This window comes from Pseudescherichia vulneris NBRC 102420 (assembly GCF_000759795.1).
Lineage (GTDB): Bacteria > Pseudomonadota > Gammaproteobacteria > Enterobacterales > Enterobacteriaceae > Pseudescherichia > Pseudescherichia vulneris.
On the sequence record NZ_BBMZ01000022.1, the window covers coordinates 56,529 to 74,152 of the forward strand.

Here is a 17,624-nt window from a genome sequence, read left to right on the forward strand (position 1 = left end):
GGCTCTCTTCTGGAGTCGCATTGATGAACACTAAAAAATTCAGTGGCCGCCGCCTGGCGTTAGCGTCTGTTTGCGTGTTTTTCTGCCACACGGCGAATGCCTGGCAGCAGGAATATATCGTGATCGACCCGGAAAGTAATACGGCCGATCGCTATACATGGGATAGCGATCACCAACCACGCTATGACGATATTCTGGAGGAGCGTATCCGGTCGGGACAGAACCTGCCTGGTGCAGCCTTTAACCTGCCCGATGATAACCCACTCGACGCCACAAGTACGATGAGCATGGGGTGGAATTTTCCACTGGCTCACAGCGTCACCACCGGGCCGGTAGCGGTCTGGCATTACGACAGTTCAACCTCAACGATGTTCAATGAGTTTGGCGATAGCCCAGCCAATTTGCAGTTTAGCGATCCGCTGTGGCATGCCAGCGTCAGCTCCGTGGGCTGGCGGGTAGACAGCCACTTTGGCGATCTCCGTTCGTGGGCACAGGTTAGCTATAACCAGCAGTTTGGCGAAAATCAGTGGAAGAGCCAGTCGGGCCTCAATCGTCTCTCTGCTTCCAGCCAGTATGGCAACTGGATGGACGTCACCTTTGGTGCGGATATGCTGCTTAATCCGCATATGGCAGCCTACGCCTCTATGTCGCAGTCAGAGAACGACGTGACTGGGCAGAACTATCTCTACAGCATGGGCGTGAGCGCCCGTTTTTAATACCTGTTTCAAACAACTGATTAACATTTAAACTACACGGCTGGCGCGCCTGGCCGCGATAGTACGCACTAACTTATGCGCTAAAAAACGCAGCGACTGAAAATGGCGCTGCTATTCATTCCCTCTCCAAGGCATTTCATTCCCTCCTTGCTGCATTTCATGCCTTTTTTCACCCGGCATGAAATGCGCTTCGCTATCGTTGACGGCAGAGAGTTTCTTAATTTCCTTATGCAGGAAGACTGCCATGAACACATCAACCGCAAATCGCACCCGCTGGCTAACCCTGGTCGGCACCATCATCACCCAGTTTGCTTTAGGATCGGTCTACACATGGAGCCTGTTTAACAGCGCCCTGGCAGACAAGCTCGATGAGCCGGTAAGCCAGGTCGCCTTTTCCTTTGGTCTGCTCAGCCTGGGCCTGGCGATCTCCTCGTCGGTAGCCGGGAAGCTGCAGGAGCGTTTTGGCGTTAAGCGCGTCACGATGGCCTCCGGCGTCCTGCTGGGCGTTGGCTTAATGCTCACCGCGCATGCGAACAACCTGATGATGCTCTGGCTCAGCGCCGGCGTGCTGGTCGGCCTGGCCGATGGCGCAGGCTACCTGCTGACCCTCTCCAACTGCGTAAAATACTTCCCGGAGCGTAAAGGGCTGATCTCGGCCTTCGCCATTGGCTCCTACGGGCTTGGCAGCCTCGGCTTCAAGTTTATCGACAGCCAGCTGCTGGCGACCGTTGGCCTGGAGAGCACCTTTATGATTTGGGGCGCAATCGTGATGGGTATGATCCTGTTCGGCGCGATGCTGATGAAAGACGCACCGCAGCAGAAAGTCACCATGACCAACGGCGTGGTTGAAAACGACTTCACCCTTGCACAGTCAATGCGTAAACCGCAGTACTGGATGCTGGCGGTGATGTTCCTGACCGCCTGCATGAGCGGCCTGTATGTCATTGGCGTGGCAAAAGATATCGCCCAGGGCATGGTGCATCTGGATATGGCTACCGCAGCCAACGCGGTCACGGTGATTGCTATCGCGAACCTGACGGGTCGTCTGGTGCTGGGTATCCTCTCTGACAAGATTGCTCGTATCCGGGTGATTACCCTCGGCCAGGTGGTTTCGCTGGTGGGCATGGCCGCGCTGCTGTTTGCTCCGCTCAATGCGATGACCTTCTTCGCCGCCATCGCCTGCGTCGCCTTTAACTTCGGCGGCACCATCACCGTGTTCCCGTCGCTGGTAAGCGAATTCTTCGGCCTGAACAACCTGGCGAAAAACTACGGCGTGATCTACTTAGGCTTCGGTATCGGCAGCATCTGCGGCTCGATTATCGCCTCGCTGTTCGGTGGTTTCTTCATCACCTTCTGCGTGATTTTTGCCCTGCTGATCGTCTCTCTGGCGCTCTCTACCACCATTCGCCAGCCGCAGAGCAAAGTGTACAAACAGGTACATGCCTAAGGGCTTTTCGTGCGGTAATCCTCCCGGGACGGGTGACAGCGACTATCTTTAGTGATTAGCGCTTCCAACAAAAAGGAGTCACCCTATGTCTTTAGAAAAAGTGGTTTACCGCGCGAAAGCAAAAGCAACCGGCGGCCGTGATGGCCGCGCTGTCTCGTCTGATGGCGTGCTGGATATTAAACTCGGCGTACCCAAAGAGATGGGCGGGGCAGGTGGCGAAGCGACCAACCCGGAGCAGCTGTTTGCAGCAGGCTACTCGGCCTGCTTCCTTGGCGCACTGAAGCACGTCGCCTCGCAAGAGCAGAAGAAAATTCCACAGGATGCCTATATAGAAGGGCAGGTAGGTATCGGACCGATCCCGACCGGTTTTGGTATTGAGGCCCAGCTGGATATTCACCTGCCGGGCATGGACCGTCAGGAAGCGGAAGAGCTGGTACAGAAGGCGCATGTTGTTTGCCCGTACTCTAACGCCACCCGCGATAACATCGACGTTACCCTGAACGTCATCACCTCTTAATCTTTTTTCTGCCTCTCTCGATCCGGTCATATTTTTGTAAATATCCGACCGGATCACATTCCCCATGACACTTTTTTGAAGCCTTGTGGTCTACTATCCCGCGCTTTAAGAAGTTACCTGGTTTGACTTCCATCGCACTCTATTAACCTGCCTGCTGGTGAAAGACACAGTATGTAGGTGCTTTTATTGATTCCCTTTTTACAGGGCAGCTTGCATGAGATATATCAAAATCATGACGCAGCAGAGGCTTAGCTTCTTGCTGGCGTTATACATCGGCCTGTTTATGAACTGCGCCGTCTTCTTCCGCCGCTTTGACAGCTATGCACAAGATTTTACCTTTTCCAAAGCCTGCGCCGTGGCGATTGAGCTCTTCGGCACGGTACTGATCACCTTCTTTTTACTGCGTGTGCTTTCGCTGCTGGGCCGCCGTGCCTGGCGCGTGCTGGCCACCCTGCTGGTGCTGTTCTCCGCCGGGGCCAGCTACTACATGACCTTCCTGAACGTGGTGATTGGCTACGGCATCATTGCCTCGGTGATGACCACGGATATCGACCTCTCGAAAGAGGTGGTGGGCCTGCACTTTGTGATCTGGCTGGTGGCCGTCAGCGCGCTGCCGCTGCTGTTTATCTGGAGCAACCGCTGCCGCTATACCCTGCTGCGCCAGCTGCGCACGCCAGGACAGCGCCTGCGCAGCGTGACGCTGGTGATCCTGGCCGGGCTGATGGTCTGGGGGCCGATCCGTCTGATGGATATGCAGCAGAAGAAGGTCGAACGCAGCACCGGCGTGGATATGCCGAGCTACGGCGGCGTAGTGGCGAACTCCTATCTGCCGTCCAACTGGCTGTCGGCGCTGGGGCTTTACGCCTGGGCGCAGGTAGATGAGTCTTCGGACAACAAGTCGCTGATGAACCCGGCAACGAAGTTCACCTATGTACCGCCTAAAGACCTGGAGGATACCACCGTGATCTTTATCATCGGTGAGACCACCCGCTGGGATCATATGGGTATCTTCGGCTACGAGCGTAACACCACGCCTAAGCTTGCTCAGGAGAAGAACCTGGCGGCGTTCCGCGGCTACTCCTGCGATACGGCGACCAAGCTCTCGCTGCGCTGTATGTTTGTCCGGCAGGGCGGGGCGGATGAGAATCCACAGCGTACCCTGAAGGAGCAGAATATCTTTGCGGTACTCAAGCAGCTCGGCTTCGCTTCGGATCTCTATGCGATGCAGAGCGAGATGTGGTTCTACAGCAACACCATGGCAGACAACATCAGCTACCGCGAGCAGATCGGCGCTGAGCCGCGCAACCGGGGCAAGCATGTGGACGACATGCTGCTGCTGGATGAGACCAATATTGCGTTGCAGAACAACCCAACCGGTAAGCATCTGATTGTGCTGCATACCAAAGGGTCGCACTACAACTATGTGCAGCGCTATCCGCGCAGCTATGCGCAGTGGACCCCGGAGTGTGTGGGCATTGATAAGGAGTGCAGCAAGCAGGAGCTGATCAACGCCTATGACAACTCGGTTACCTACGTCGACAGCTTTATTACCAAGGTTATCGATCAGGTGCGGGATAAGAAGGCGATCGTCTTTTACGCCGCCGACCACGGTGAGTCGATCAACGAGCATGAGCACCTGCACGGTACGCCGCGCAATATGGCCCCGCCAGAGCAGTTCCGCGTGCCGATGATGGTGTGGATGTCTGACAAGTATCTGGAGAACCCGGAGAAAGCGAAGATGTTTGCCCAGCTCAAGCAGCAGGCGGCGATGAAGGTGCCACGCCGTCACGTTGAGCTGTATGACACCATTATGGGCTGTCTGGGCTACACCTCGCCGGACGGCGGGATCAACCAGAACAACAACTGGTGTCGAGTGCCGGACAAGACTGCAAAAGCGAACTAAGACGGTGAGTTTCTCACCGATCGAAGGGCTTTTTTAGAATAAGGGATTGACGCTTGGGGTTGCCAGCAGTAAGATGCGCCCCGCATTCGGTGATTGGCGCAGCCTGGTAGCGCACTTCGTTCGGGACGAAGGGGTCGGAGGTTCGAATCCTCTATCACCGACCAAATTTGAAAAGCCTGACCTTACGGTCAGGCTTTTTTGCATTTGTGCCCATGAGGATGAGAACCTCCGGGGGCAGGGAGGTTCGACCCGAGCAGCGCGAGGGAACGTTGCGCCAGCAACGGCCCGAAGGGCGAGTCACAAAGTGACGAGTAATCCTCTATCACCGACCAAATTTGAAAAGCCTGACCTTACGGTCAGGCTTTTTGCATTTGTGCCTGGCTGAACTCCCTGCTCTGGTCTGCATCGTTTTCGCCGGGTGGCGGCTCCGCCTTACCCGGCCTACAAGTGCAAAACCGTGCACTCGGTAGGCCCGGCAAGCTTGCGCCGCCGGGCGTTATATCCCGCCGGCTTTTCACGTCGTTTGTTAACCGTTTTGTGACATATTCCATTGTATTTATTTATACATAGATGAATCTTTTTTCGCGTTGCTTATGACTAATGCAGCATTTTCCGCTGTGCGTTTTAACGTTCGCGGTATTAATAGCTCAGATATTCATCATCCTGTCAGAATTTTTTCACAATATTTGCTAATGTAAAACGCTGGTTCAGATGGTCTGAGGAGTTAATCGTTCTGCCATCCAGGCCATAGCACAAATTTCTCTGCTGGAAATAGCGGATTGCGCTTTTTTTACGCTTTGTTTGTTAATTCTCACCTTCGATGTAAAACCCGGTTACCTGTATTGACGTTTTGACATTCTGTTGACAGATTGTAGGGCATGAGGGGCATTTCACGGAGAATCTGCACTGCAACTCAGTCAACCTTTTGAAAGGAATCACCTCCCCTTAAGCTGCCTTTGGGCACCGCCGACCAGACCGGTAAAAAATAAATAAAGGTTTGTCGGTTATACCCGCTGCAACGGGTAAACAACACATATCACATTGGAGCAGAATAATGAGTATTTCCTTGAAGAAGTCAGGGATGCTGAAGCTTGGTCTCAGCCTGGTGGCTCTGACTGTCGCAGCAAGTGTGCAGGCAAAAACCCTGGTTTACTGTTCTGAAGGCTCGCCGGAGGGGTTTAACCCGCAGCTCTTTACGTCTGGTACAACCTACGATGCCAGCTCAGTACCTATCTATAACCGTCTGGTTGAGTTCAAAATCGGTACCACCGAAGTCATCCCGGGCCTGGCTGAGAAGTGGGACGTCAGCGAAGACGGTAAGACCTACACCTTCCATCTGCGTCAGGGCGTAAAATGGCAGGACAATAAAGAATTTAAACCGACGCGTGAGCTTACCGCTGACGACGTTGTGTTCTCCTTCGACCGTCAGAAAAACGCGAACAACCCGTACCATAAAGTCTCTGGCGGCAGCTACGAATACTTCGAAGGCATGGGCCTGCCGGACCTGATTAGCGAAGTGAAAAAAGTGGACGATCATACCGTTCAGTTTATTCTCTCGCGTCCGGAAGCCCCGTTCCTGGCTGACCTGGCGATGGACTTCGCGTCTATCATGTCCAAAGAGTATGCAGATAACATGCTGAAAGCCGGCACGCCGGAGAAAGTGGACCTCAACCCAATCGGTACCGGTCCGTTCCAGCTGCTGCAGTACCAGAAAGACTCCCGCATCCTGTACAAAGCGTTTGAAGGCTTCTGGGGCACCAAGCCGCAGATCGACCGTCTGGTCTTCTCCATCACGCCTGATGCCTCTGTACGCTATGCAAAACTGCAGAAAAACGAGTGCCAGGTCATGCCGTATCCGAACCCGGCTGACATCGCGCGTATGAAGCAGGATAAAAACCTGACCCTGATGGAGCAGGCGGGCCTGAACGTGGGCTACCTCTCTTTCAACACCGAGAAAAAACCGTTTGATGATGTGAAAGTACGCCAGGCGCTGACCTATGCGGTCAACAAAGAGGCGATCATCAAGGCCGTTTACCAGGGCGCGGGCACCGCGGCGAAAAACCTGATCCCGCCGACCATGTGGGGCTATAACGACGACGTTAAGGATTATAGTTACGACGTAGAGAAGGCGAAGCAGCTGCTGAAAGAAGCCGGTCAGGATAAAGGCTTCACCGTTGAGCTGTGGGCAATGCCGGTACAGCGTCCATACAACCCGAACGCTCGCCGTATGGCTGAGATGATTCAGGCTGACTGGGCGAAGATTGGCGTGCAGGCCAAAATCGTCACCTACGAGTGGGGCGAGTACCTGAAGCGTGCTAAAGCAGGCGAGCACCAGGCAGTGATGATGGGCTGGACCGGGGACAATGGGGATCCGGACAACTTCTTCGCCACCCTGTTCAGCTGCGATGCGGCAAAACAAGGCTCTAACTACTCTCGCTGGTGCTACAAGCCGTTTGAAGATCTGATCCAGCCGGCACGCGCTGCGGACGATCACAACAAGCGTATTGAGCTCTACAAACAGGCTCAGGTGGTGATGCACGATCAGGCTCCGGCGCTGATCATCGCTCACTCCACCGTGTACGAGCCAGTGCGTAAAGAGGTGAAAGGCTACGTTGTTGATCCATTAGGCAAACACCACTTCGAAAACGTGTCTGTCGAATAATAAAAAGCGTAAGGGGTGCGACTGCACCCCATGCCCGGCGGCGCTACGCTTGCGCGGGCCTACGAGTGTAGGCCGGGTAAGCGTAGCGCCACCCGGCGTTAGATTTGTGAGCAATACAGACGTCACGTCACTGGGCGTGCGTCATCAGAGAGAATCCGGGTTATGTTGCAGTTCATCCTCCGACGTCTGGGATTAGTTATCCCGACGTTTATCGGTATCACCCTTCTCACCTTTGCCTTTGTCCATATGATCCCCGGTGACCCGGTGATGATCATGGCGGGTGAGCGTGGTATCTCCCCCGAGCGCCATGCGCAGCTGTTAGCTGAGCTGGGCCTCAACAAGCCGCTGTGGCAGCAGTACGTCAACTACGTTTGGGGCGTTTTGCACGGCGACTTAGGGATTTCACTGAAAAGCCGTCTTCCGGTGTGGGAAGAGTTCGTGCCGCGTTTTCAAGCGACGCTGGAGCTCGGTGTCTGCGCCATGATTTTTGCCGTGGCCGTGGGTATTCCGGTGGGCGTGCTCGCCGCCGTGAAGCGCGGTTCCATTTTTGACCACACCGCCGTAGGTCTGGCCCTGACCGGCTACTCCATGCCGATCTTCTGGTGGGGCATGATGCTGATCATGCTGGTCTCGGTGCAGCTCAACCTGACCCCCGTTTCCGGGCGCGTCAGCGATATGGTCTTCCTCGACGACAGCAATCCGCTCACCGGCTTTATGCTGATCGACACCGCCATCTGGGGCGAAGAGGGCAACTTTATCGATGCGCTGGCGCATATGATCCTGCCTGCGATCGTGCTGGGCACGATCCCGCTGGCGGTCATCGTTCGTATGACCCGTTCAGCGATGCTGGAGGTGCTGGGTGAAGACTACATCCGTACCGCCCGCGCCAAGGGCTTGACCCGCATGCGCGTGATTATCGTTCACGCCCTGCGTAACGCCATGCTGCCGGTGGTGACCGTTATCGGCCTGCAGGTGGGAACGATGCTGGCCGGGGCAATCCTGACCGAAACCATCTTCTCCTGGCCGGGACTGGGCCGCTGGCTGATTGACGCGCTGCAACGCCGCGACTATCCGGTGGTGCAGGGTGGGGTACTGCTGGTAGCGACGATGATCATCCTCGTCAACCTGCTGGTCGATCTGCTCTATGGCGTGGTGAACCCGCGTATTCGGCATAAGAAGTAAGGGGCCATCATGTCACAAGTTACTCAAGATAAAGTTGTCTCTGCACCGGTGCCAATGACGCCGATGCAGGAGTTCTGGCACTACTTCAAACGCAACAAAGGCGCAGTTGTGGGCCTGGTGTACGTGGTGGTGGTGCTTATTATTGCCATTTTTGCCAACTGGATTGCCCCGTATAACCCGGCGGATCAGTTCCGTGATTCGCTGCTGTCGCCGCCCGTGTGGCAGGAAGGCGGTAGCTGGGCGCACATCCTTGGTACCGACGACGTGGGCCGCGACGTGATGTCGCGTCTGATGTACGGTGCACGCCTGTCACTGCTGGTGGGCTGTCTGGTGGTGGTCCTGTCGCTGATCATGGGCGTCGTGCTCGGTCTGGTGGCGGGCTACTTCGGCGGCCTCGTTGATAACATCATCATGCGCGTGGTCGATATCATGCTGGCGCTGCCGAGTCTGCTGCTGGCGCTGGTGCTGGTGGCTATCTTCGGCCCGTCGATCGTCAACGCCTCGCTGGCGCTGACCTTCGTGGCGCTGCCGCACTACGTGCGCTTAACGCGTGCCGCCGTGCTGGTTGAGGTCAACCGCGACTACGTTACCGCCTCGCGCGTGGCGGGGGCGGGTGCGATGCGCCAGATGTTCGTCAATATTTTACCCAACTGCCTTGCGCCGCTGATCGTTCAGGCGTCGCTCGGCTTCTCTAACGCCATTCTCGATATGGCCGCCCTTGGCTTCCTTGGCATGGGTGCGCAGCCGCCAACGCCGGAGTGGGGCACCATGCTCTCCGACGTATTGCAGTTCGCACAGAGTGCCTGGTGGGTCGTGACCTTCCCGGGTCTGGCGATCCTGCTGACGGTGCTGGCATTTAACCTGATGGGTGACGGTCTGCGTGATGCGCTCGATCCCAAACTGAAGCAGTAAGAGGCACGAGAATGGCGTTATTGAATATTGATCAACTGTCGGTGCACTTCGGCGACGAAGGGACACCGTTCCGTGCCGTAGACCGCGTAAGCTATAGCGTTGAGCAGGGCGAAGTGGTGGGCATTGTCGGGGAATCCGGTTCCGGTAAATCCGTCAGCTCGCTGGCGATTATGGGCCTGATTGACTTCCCAGGCCGGGTGATGGCAGAGAAGCTGGAGTTTAACGGCCAGGATCTGAAGCGCATCTCGGAGAAAGAGCGTCGTAACCTGGTGGGTGCCGACGTCGCGATGATCTTCCAGGACCCGATGACCAGCCTTAACCCGTGCTACACGGTTGGCTTCCAGATTATGGAAGCCATTAAGGTGCATCAGGGCGGCAGCAAACGCACCCGTCGTCAGCGGGCTATCGATCTGCTAAACCAGGTCGGCATTCCGGACCCGGCGTCGCGTCTTGACGTCTATCCGCACCAGCTCTCCGGCGGGATGAGCCAGCGCGTGATGATTGCGATGGCCATCGCCTGTCAGCCAAAGCTGCTGATTGCCGATGAGCCGACCACCGCGCTGGACGTGACTATCCAGGCGCAGATCATTGAGCTGCTGCTGGAGCTACAGCAGAAAGAGAACATGGCGCTGATCCTGATTACTCACGATCTGGCGCTGGTGGCCGAAGCGGCACACAAAATCATCGTGATGTATGCGGGCCAGGTCGTCGAGTCTGGCAGTTCGCACGAGATCTTCCGCGCGCCGCGTCACCCCTATACCCAGGCGCTGCTGCGTGCGCTGCCTGAGTTTGCCCAGGACAAAGCGCGTCTGGCCTCGTTGCCAGGCGTGGTGCCGGGTAAATACGATCGCCCGACCGGCTGCCTGCTCAATCCGCGCTGCCCGTATGCTACGGATAAATGCCGCGTCGAAGAGCCAGGCTTGAACCTGGTGGACAATGGACGTCGCTCAAAATGTCACTATCCACTCGATGATGCCGGGAGGCCTAACTATGAGTACGCATGAGGCCACAACCCCTGTGCTGTTGCAGGCTATTGACCTGAAAAAACACTACCCGGTGAAGAAAGGGCTGTTTGCCCCGGAGCGCCTGGTAAAAGCCCTGGACGGCGTATCGTTCTCTCTCGAACGCGGGAAAACCCTCGCGGTGGTGGGCGAATCCGGCTGTGGTAAATCCACGCTGGGCCGTCTGCTGACCATGATTGAGACGCCCACCGGCGGTGAGCTCTACTATCAGGGCCAGGATCTGCTTAAGCACGATCCGCAGGCGCAGAAGCTGCGTCGGCAGAAGATTCAGATTGTCTTCCAGAACCCCTACGGTTCACTGAACCCGCGTAAGAAAGTGGGCCAGATCCTGGAAGAGCCGCTGCAGATCAACAGCAACCTCAGCAAAGCAGAGCTGCGTGAAAAAGCGCTGTCGATGATGGCGAAGGTGGGCTTGAAGACCGAGCATTACGATCGCTACCCGCACATGTTCTCCGGCGGCCAGCGTCAGCGTATTGCGATTGCCCGCGGCCTGATGCTCGATCCGGACGTGGTGATTGCCGATGAGCCGGTCTCGGCGCTCGACGTCTCCGTGCGTGCGCAGGTGCTGAACCTGATGATGGATCTGCAGCAGGACCTGGGTCTCTCCTATGTGTTTATCTCTCACGATCTGTCGGTGGTAGAGCACATTGCCGATGAAGTGATGGTGATGTACCTCGGCCGCTGCGTAGAGAAGGGCACCAAGGAGCAGATTTTCAGCAATCCGCGTCATCCGTACACCCAGGCACTGCTCTCCGCGACGCCGCGTCTGAATCCGGACGATCGTCGGGAGCGTATCAAGCTGACCGGCGAGCTGCCTAGCCCGCTGAATCCGCCGCCGGGCTGCGCCTTCAGCGCCCGCTGCCGTCGTCGCTTTGGTCCCTGCACCCAGCTTCAGCCGCAGTTGAAATCGTACGGCGGCCAGCTGGTGGCCTGCTTCGCGGTAGATCAGGATGAGAATGGCGAGAAGCCAATCAACCCTGTCTGAGTCGTTTGATTTTCCATTTTAAAAAACCGGAGCCTGGCCTCCGGTTTTTTTATTTCTAAAGGCTAAGGCGTCGTAGGCCTGATAAGCGTAGCGCCATCAGGCATGACGGAAACAGTGGCCTAATCCTGTGCTAAAGTATTTCAAAATATTTCACAGGGTAACTAATTATTAAATTAAGAACTATCTTATTCAATCTATTAAGCTGAAAAACCGCGTTAAATAACCCCTTCCCAAAGTCTAATTTGCTTTAAATGAGAATTATATTCCAGTTGCTTGCCGCTTATTCACTATTTAAAGCTTTGCTGGTTTTTACGGCAAAAACAGATAGCATGTGTCCCGCAAATCCTTATATTACTGCTGTAAATAGGTCGAAAGTCGTAGAGCAGTCATATAAAGACGTAATAATTAAACATACGGAAGACGGCTAACGGCTGCCGTATCAACACAGAATAAAATTCGAGACCCTTACCGATGAATAGCCACGTTGGTTAACACGGTGATGGGCCTTTTTTTTATTTGTAAATCATGAGCATAGAAATGAATAATTATGATGATTTGCAGAGGTTTAAAGACAAGACTCACACACAGCAACACGATTTTAAAGACTTCTCGTCGCAAAACCTCGCGCATGACTACGGCAACTGGGCCATTATCAACCAGCTCTCTCCTGCGACCGAAGAGTCCGCGCTGGCGATGGGCGGCCATGTCTCGCTGCCGGTTCCGCAGTCTGTTGATGCGGATACCTTTGTTCTAAAAGAGCAGCCGTTTGCTGCGCCAGCAGCGCTCGCCCCGGCTCCGCTGCCTAATGCCGCGCCACCGATTTTTCAGAGCGTTGCCGCCCAGTTGGCTACGCCGCCCGCTGCCCCTGCACTCGTGCCTGCGGCACCGATCCCGGCAGCCGAACCTGTGCCGATGCCCGCGCCGATCCCGGCTCCCGCGCCCGCCGTCGCCGCACCCGTGAATTTCTCCCAGCTCTTTGCGCCTAAAGCCGCCGAGACGAAGCCCGCCGTTGAAAAAAACCAGCCGTTGAAATCGCTGTTAGAAAGGATCGCTTCATGCCGTTGATCTGTGTCTGTTCCCCAAAGGGTGGGGTGGGAAAAACAACCATGACGGCGAACCTGGCCTATGCGCTGTCGCGTGCGGGCAATAAAGTGCTGGCGATTGATTTTGATGTGCAGAACGCGCTGCGCCTGCACTTCGGCGTCCCGCCCTCTGACGGCCGCGGCTTCGTAGCGAAAGCAGCTGAATCCCCCGACTGGAGCCAGTTTGTGCTCTCGGCGGGCGGCAACATCTTCGTTCTGCCCTACGGCGATGCGACCGAACCGCAGCGCGAAGCCTTTGAAGCGCGTCTGGTACAGGATGAGCACTTCCTGCTGCGCGGTCTGAGTACCCTGCTTAACTACCCTGGGCTAATTATTATTGCCGACTTCCCGCCCGGCCCCTCGCCGGCGCTAAAAGCGCTGTCGCGGCTGGCCGACCTGCACCTGGTCTCGCTGCTGGCCGATACCGCCTCCCTCTCCCTGCTGCCGCAGGTGGAAAATAACCGGTTAACCGGTGACGTGCTTAACCGCAAGGCGGGCTACTACGTAGTGCTGAATCAGAGCGATAACCGTCGCCAGATCAGCCGCGACGTGACTGCCTTTATGGAGCAGCGGCTGGGCGAGCGCCTGATTGGCGTGGTGCATCGTGATGAGAGCGTGATCGAGGCCAACGCCTCCCAGCAGTCAATTTTCGATTTTAGCCCGGCCTCGGCGGCGGCGTTTGATATCGAGCTGATTGCCAGAAAGGTGACCAATATTCTGGGCGTGAGGGTCGGCGACGGCACCGTTCACAGCCAGCCAAAGATGTCTGGATTCTAATTTTCGCCAGGGCGAACAATGAAAAAGTTCCTGTTTTATCTTTTGATCCTGGCGCTGGCGCCTGCCGCCGTGCTGGTGGTCATCACGCCAATGGATAGCCAGAAGCAGTATCTCTTTGGCCTGATCAGCATCGGCATTCTGTTTTTAATGGGCTACAGCAAAAAGCGCAGCATCTCCGTGATCATGGTGGTGATGTCGTTCCTGATGTCGACGCGTTATATCTACTTTCGCGCTACCCAGACCCTGCACTTTAACTCTGAGATAGAGACTATCTTGGGCATCGGCCTGTTCCTTGCCGATCTCTACGTCTGGGTAATGCTGCTGCTGAACTACCTGCAAACCATCTGGCCGCTGAAGCGCGAGATCGTGCCGCTGCCGGAGGACATGAGCCTGTGGCCGACCGTTGACGTCTACGTCCCCACCTATAACGAATCGCTGGACGTGGTGCGCGACACCGTGCTGGCGGCGCAGTGCATCGATTACCCCAAGGATAAAATGAAAATTTATATCCTCGACGACGGCAAGCGTAGCGAGTTTGCCATGTTTGCCGCCGACGTTGGGGTGGGGTATATCACCCGTAACGATAACTCACACGCCAAAGCGGGCAACCTTAACCACGCCATGAAGCTCACCAACGGGGAGCTGATCTGCGTCTTTGACTGCGACCACGTCGCGACGCGTATCTTCCTGCAGGCCACCGTCGGCGGCTTCCTGAAGGATCCCAAGCTGGCGCTGGTGCAGACTCCGCACTTCTTCTACTCGCCGGATCCCTTTGAACGCAACCTCTCCGTGGGCCGCAATATCCCCAACGAAGGGATGCTGTTCTATGGCCCGATCCAGCGGGGTAACGATAACTGGAACGCCACCTTCTTCTGCGGCTCCTGTGCGGTGATCCGCCGTAGCGCGCTGGAGGAGATTGGCGGCTTTGCGGTAGAGACGGTGACCGAAGATGCTCATACCGCGCTGAAAATGCAGCGTCTGGGCTGGGGCTCTGCGTTTATCGATATTCCGCTGGCCGCCGGGCTTGCCACCGAGCGTCTGGTGCTGCACATCATCCAGCGTACCCGCTGGGCGCGCGGCATGACGCAGATCTTCCGCCTCGACAACCCGCTGTTTGGTCGCGGCCTGACCTTCCAGCAACGCCTGTGCTACCTCAGCGCGATGCTCTACTACCAGTTCGCCATCCCGCGCATTATCTTTTTGACCGCGCCGCTGGCCTACCTGCTGTTTAACCTCAACATCATCTACTCCTCGGCGAGCCTGGTGTTTGCCTATGCGCTGCCGCACCTGTTCCTGTCGATCTACCTCAACTCGCGGCTGAACGGGCGCTACCGCTACAGCTTCTGGGGAGAAATCTACGATCTGGTGCTGGCCTTCCATATCGTCCTGCCCACCGTGGTGACCATGCTCTTCCCGAAGCGCGGCAAGTTTAACGTGACCGATAAGGGCGGCCTGCTCAACGTCGGCTACTTTGACTTCAGCGTCGTGCGCCCGCATCTGGTGATCGCCTTCCTGCTGATGATTGCCGTGGTCTGGGGTATCGTTCGCGCCTTCGCCTATGACCACTTTGCCGTCGATCCGAAGGTTATCGCCCTTAACGTTGGCTGGGGCATCTACAGCCTGATCTTCCTGCTGGCGGCGATCGCCGTTGCCCGGGAAACGCGCCAGACGCGGAAAACAATCCGCATCGACGTAAAAATCCCGGCGCTGATCCACTACGCCAGCGGCATCTCGTCCCGCAGCGAGACCGCTGACCTCTCCATGGGCGGCTGCCGCGTTGCCGTCCCGGACGACCGTCATCTGAGCGATGAGATCGAAGAGATTGAGCTGCTGCTGCAGTCGGGAGCGATCAGCATTCCGGTGAAAACTATTGCCGCCGACGATGCCTATGTGCGCCTGATGTTTGAAGATATTCCGCTCTCCCGCCGCCGCGAGCTGGTACGGGTGGTGCTCTCCCGCGCCGATGCGTGGATCCAGCCGCCGCGCCCGCAGGACAATCCGTTCCGCTCGATGCTGACCATTATGCGCTGCGTGTTTGACCTCTTCTGGCTGACGTGGAAGTCGCGCCGTGAAAACCGCCGCCAGCGTGCGGTGCTGAAGGCGGCGCAAGAGGAGAGCAGCGTATGAGGCGTTTAACCACGCTGGCACTGCTGGCCAGCGCGCTGTTTATTACCCCGCTGTATGGGGAAGAGACCATGCCCGCCGATCTGCTGCCGCTGGATCTGCCTCCGCCGGTGGCAAGCCCGACGCCTGCCCCGACGGCGTTCATTCCGTCGGTGGTGAGCGATATCTCGCTGGCGCAGATGGGCCAGCCGCAGGGGATCGTCCTCAGCGGCGGCCAGCTGCAGGGCGGAGTGGCGTTTACCCTGCCGGTGAGCCAGGTGATCACCAACGCCCAGCTGGCGCTGAACCTGAAGGTCTCCCCGGCGATGGCGACCCGTAACGCCACGATGCAGCTGATGCTCAACGGCCAGCCGCTGGGCACCGTGCCGCTGGGGGCCGCCGACAGCGACGTCTCCCGCTTCCAGCTGGACGTGCCGGCGGCGCTGCTGGTCTCCAGCAATACCATCAGCTTCAAGATCAACGACGGCGATGCGATGATGTGCCAGCGCGATCTCACGGATAAGTATCGCGTGACTATCCTGCCGGACTCGAAGTTTAGCCTTGAGGGCCAACAGCTGGATATCGGCTCCGATCTCAGCCACTTCCCGCGCCCCTTCTTTGACAGCATGCAGATGACGCCTGCCACCATCGCCTTTGCCTTCCCGGCGAAGCTGACGGCGGACACCATCAGCGCGGCGGCGTTGATCTCCTCGTGGATGGGCATCCAGGCAGACTATCGCGGCGTCTCGTTCGCCGCCCTCACCGATCGCCTGCCGGAGAAGAACGGCATTCTGGTCGGTCACCCTGGCGAGCGCATCGGCGGCCTGACCCTGCCCCCTGGCACCGCGCCGACGCTGAGCATTATTGATAATCCGGCGAACCCCACCTACAAGCTGCTGCTGGTGGTGGGCAGCGACGATCGCGCTCTGCGGGCGGCGGCCTGGCGTCTGACGCGGGATAACTTCGCCCTGCAAACCCCGAGCGTTACCGTGGAAGGCGAGTCGATCCCGGTGAGCAAGCCCTACGACGCGCCGCGCTGGATCCCCACGGATCGTCCGGTGAAGCTCTCAGAGCTGATCCGCAAGGATCAAAGTATGACCGTGAACGGGATCTGGCACGATGCGCTGCGGGTCGCCTTCCGTGCCGCGCCGGATCTTTTCCTCTGGGATGGAGAGACCATTCCGCTGCGCATCGGCTACCGCTTCCCGTCGGAGAGCTGGATTGATGAAGATCGCTCCTGGCTCAGCATGACCATGAACGACACCTTCCTGCACAATCTGCCGGTTAACAAGCAGGGGGCGCTGGAGACGCTGTGGCACAAAATGGGCGGCGACGCGCGGCAGGAGCAGTTCGACATGCCGCTGGAGCCGTACATGATCTACGGCGACAACCAGCTGTCGCTCTACTTCAACATCGTGCCAAAGGAGAGCGCGCCGTGCAGCGTGCTGCTGAACAACAACATCAAAAGCCGAGTGGATGATGACTCGTGGATCGACCTGAGCCACACCCGCCACTTTGCGCTGCTGCCGAACCTCTCCTACTTCGTGGGGGCCTCCTTCCCCTTCACACGGCTGGCAGACTACTCAGAAACCGTGCTGCTGCTGCCGGAGAAACCCACCGAGACCCAGGTTGGAACGCTGCTTGATATGGCGGCCCGCTCCGGTAACGCCACCGGGACGGCGCTGAGCCACAACCGCGTGGTGCTGGGCATACCCACTGCGGGGTCCAACCTCGAACTGCTGCGGGATCGCGACGTGCTGGCAGTGACCGGGCTGGATCAGCACGACTTCAACCGCGAGCTGCTAAAAAGCTCGCCATTTGTGGCCCACGACAGCCTGCTTAGCGTCCGCGAGCCGACCCAGTGGCAGAGGATCCAGCGCTGGATGACCGGGGACTGGAACGCGGACGGTCTTGAGGCCGATCGCTACTTCTCGTCAAACGAGGCCTGGCGCGGCTTCGTCAGCTTCCGCTCGCCGTGGAGCAGCGGACGCACGGTGGTGACCGCTATCGGCAGCAGCGACGACCAGCTCTCGCGGCTGCACAGCGATCTCACCTCGCCGAAGATTAACGCTGGCATTCGCGGCGACGCGGCCATCATCACCAACGAAAACGGCGTGCGCAGCTTCCGGGTTGGGGCACAGTACCCGCGCGGCGAGATGCCGATGCACCTGATGGTGATCTGGTATGCCAACCAGCACTCTGGGCTGCTGGCGGTGCTGGGGCTGTGCTTCAGCATCATTGTCGGGCTGGCGCTGTATGCCCTACTGAAAAAACGGGCGCGCAAGCGGCTGGATCCGCAGGATGGAGAGTGAACAG

General features: G+C 57.5%; 13 protein-coding genes, 1 tRNA gene and 1 other RNA gene. All 15 read left to right on the plus strand.

Features of this window, described 5'->3' with window-relative positions:
• The first annotated feature begins 23 nt into the window (after positions 1–23).
• The 15 genes from EV102420_RS16715 to bcsB all read left to right on the plus strand — a co-directional run bounded on the left by EV102420_RS16715 (position 24) and on the right by bcsB (position 17,620).
• Complete coding sequence (locus EV102420_RS16715) at positions 24–716, plus strand: autotransporter domain-containing protein (protein WP_042394030.1); 693 nt, start codon at positions 24–26, stop codon at positions 714–716.
• Positions 717–960: 244 nt separating this feature from the next.
• Positions 961–2,163 carry an L-lactate MFS transporter gene (locus tag EV102420_RS16720; RefSeq protein WP_042394033.1) on the plus strand — a complete coding sequence of 401 codons (1,203 nt, stop codon included), beginning with the start codon at positions 961–963 and terminating at the stop codon, positions 2,161–2,163.
• Between the two features lie 85 nt (positions 2,164–2,248).
• On the plus strand, positions 2,249–2,680 hold the full coding sequence (locus tag EV102420_RS16725) for an organic hydroperoxide resistance protein (protein ID WP_042394035.1): 432 nt from the start codon (positions 2,249–2,251) through the stop codon (positions 2,678–2,680).
• 214 nt (positions 2,681–2,894) lie between these two features.
• The gene (gene eptB / locus EV102420_RS16730; RefSeq protein WP_042394037.1) at positions 2,895–4,583 is read left to right on the plus strand and encodes a kdo(2)-lipid A phosphoethanolamine 7''-transferase; all 1,689 of its coding nucleotides are present in this window, start codon (positions 2,895–2,897) and stop codon (positions 4,581–4,583) included.
• Positions 4,584–4,670: 87 nt separating this feature from the next.
• Positions 4,671–4,747, plus strand: a tRNA-Pro gene (locus tag EV102420_RS16735).
• A 34-nt stretch (positions 4,748–4,781) separates the two neighbouring features.
• A non-coding RNA gene (locus EV102420_RS21590) (RtT sRNA) lies at positions 4,782–4,915 on the plus strand.
• A 722-nt stretch (positions 4,916–5,637) separates the two neighbouring features.
• Complete coding sequence (gene dppA / locus EV102420_RS16740) at positions 5,638–7,245, plus strand: dipeptide ABC transporter periplasmic-binding protein DppA (protein WP_042394040.1); 1,608 nt, start codon at positions 5,638–5,640, stop codon at positions 7,243–7,245.
• Positions 7,246–7,407: 162 nt separating this feature from the next.
• On the plus strand, positions 7,408–8,427 hold the full coding sequence (dppB, locus tag EV102420_RS16745; RefSeq protein WP_042394042.1) for a dipeptide ABC transporter permease DppB: 1,020 nt from the start codon (positions 7,408–7,410) through the stop codon (positions 8,425–8,427).
• 9 nt (positions 8,428–8,436) lie between these two features.
• Positions 8,437–9,339, plus strand: coding sequence for a dipeptide ABC transporter permease DppC (gene dppC, locus EV102420_RS16750; protein WP_042394047.1), 903 nt, complete (start codon positions 8,437–8,439; stop codon positions 9,337–9,339).
• 11 nt (positions 9,340–9,350) lie between these two features.
• Positions 9,351–10,343 carry a dipeptide ABC transporter ATP-binding protein gene (gene dppD / locus EV102420_RS16755; RefSeq protein WP_042394049.1) on the plus strand — a complete coding sequence of 331 codons (993 nt, stop codon included), beginning with the start codon at positions 9,351–9,353 and terminating at the stop codon, positions 10,341–10,343.
• On the plus strand, positions 10,330–11,346 hold the full coding sequence (gene dppF / locus EV102420_RS16760) for a dipeptide ABC transporter ATP-binding subunit DppF (RefSeq protein WP_042394052.1): 1,017 nt from the start codon (positions 10,330–10,332) through the stop codon (positions 11,344–11,346). Before dppD ends, dppF begins: the two co-directional genes overlap by 14 nt.
• 537 nt (positions 11,347–11,883) lie before the next feature.
• The gene (bcsO, locus tag EV102420_RS16765) at positions 11,884–12,411 is read left to right on the plus strand and encodes a cellulose biosynthesis protein BcsO (RefSeq protein WP_042394054.1); all 528 of its coding nucleotides are present in this window, start codon (positions 11,884–11,886) and stop codon (positions 12,409–12,411) included.
• Entirely contained in the window at positions 12,402–13,205 is an 804-nt protein-coding gene (gene bcsQ / locus EV102420_RS16770; RefSeq protein WP_042394056.1) for a cellulose biosynthesis protein BcsQ, read from the plus strand. The genes bcsO and bcsQ overlap by 10 nt, the downstream gene beginning before the upstream one ends.
• A gap of 18 nt (positions 13,206–13,223) precedes the next feature.
• Positions 13,224–15,332, plus strand: coding sequence for a UDP-forming cellulose synthase catalytic subunit (gene bcsA, locus EV102420_RS16775; RefSeq protein WP_052512381.1), 2,109 nt, complete (start codon positions 13,224–13,226; stop codon positions 15,330–15,332).
• A complete protein-coding gene (gene bcsB / locus EV102420_RS16780; protein ID WP_042394058.1) occupies positions 15,329–17,620 on the plus strand; it encodes a cellulose biosynthesis cyclic di-GMP-binding regulatory protein BcsB in 2,292 nt (763 codons plus the stop codon). The genes bcsA and bcsB overlap by 4 nt, the downstream gene beginning before the upstream one ends.
• Positions 17,621–17,624 lie beyond the last annotated feature (4 nt).

Bases quoted from the DNA above. Each gene is read 5' to 3' on its own strand.
- EV102420_RS16715 (WP_042394030.1), top strand. From the start codon at position 24: ATGAACACTAAAAAATTCAGTGGCCGCCGCCTGGCGTTAGCGTCTGTT.
- bcsA (WP_052512381.1), top strand. From the start codon at position 13,224: ATGAAAAAGTTCCTGTTTTATCTTTTGATCCTGGCGCTGGCGCCTGCC.
- dppF (WP_042394052.1), top strand. From the start codon at position 10,330: ATGAGTACGCATGAGGCCACAACCCCTGTGCTGTTGCAGGCTATTGAC.
- eptB (WP_042394037.1), top strand. From the start codon at position 2,895: ATGAGATATATCAAAATCATGACGCAGCAGAGGCTTAGCTTCTTGCTG.
- dppD (WP_042394049.1), top strand. From the start codon at position 9,351: ATGGCGTTATTGAATATTGATCAACTGTCGGTGCACTTCGGCGACGAA.
- bcsQ (WP_042394056.1), top strand. From the start codon at position 12,402: ATGCCGTTGATCTGTGTCTGTTCCCCAAAGGGTGGGGTGGGAAAAACA.
- dppA (WP_042394040.1), top strand. From the start codon at position 5,638: ATGAGTATTTCCTTGAAGAAGTCAGGGATGCTGAAGCTTGGTCTCAGC.
- EV102420_RS16720 (WP_042394033.1), top strand. From the start codon at position 961: ATGAACACATCAACCGCAAATCGCACCCGCTGGCTAACCCTGGTCGGC.
- dppC (WP_042394047.1), top strand. From the start codon at position 8,437: ATGTCACAAGTTACTCAAGATAAAGTTGTCTCTGCACCGGTGCCAATG.
- EV102420_RS16725 (WP_042394035.1), top strand. From the start codon at position 2,249: ATGTCTTTAGAAAAAGTGGTTTACCGCGCGAAAGCAAAAGCAACCGGC.
- dppB (WP_042394042.1), top strand. From the start codon at position 7,408: ATGTTGCAGTTCATCCTCCGACGTCTGGGATTAGTTATCCCGACGTTT.
- bcsO (WP_042394054.1), top strand. From the start codon at position 11,884: ATGAATAATTATGATGATTTGCAGAGGTTTAAAGACAAGACTCACACA.
- bcsB (WP_042394058.1), top strand. From the start codon at position 15,329: ATGAGGCGTTTAACCACGCTGGCACTGCTGGCCAGCGCGCTGTTTATT.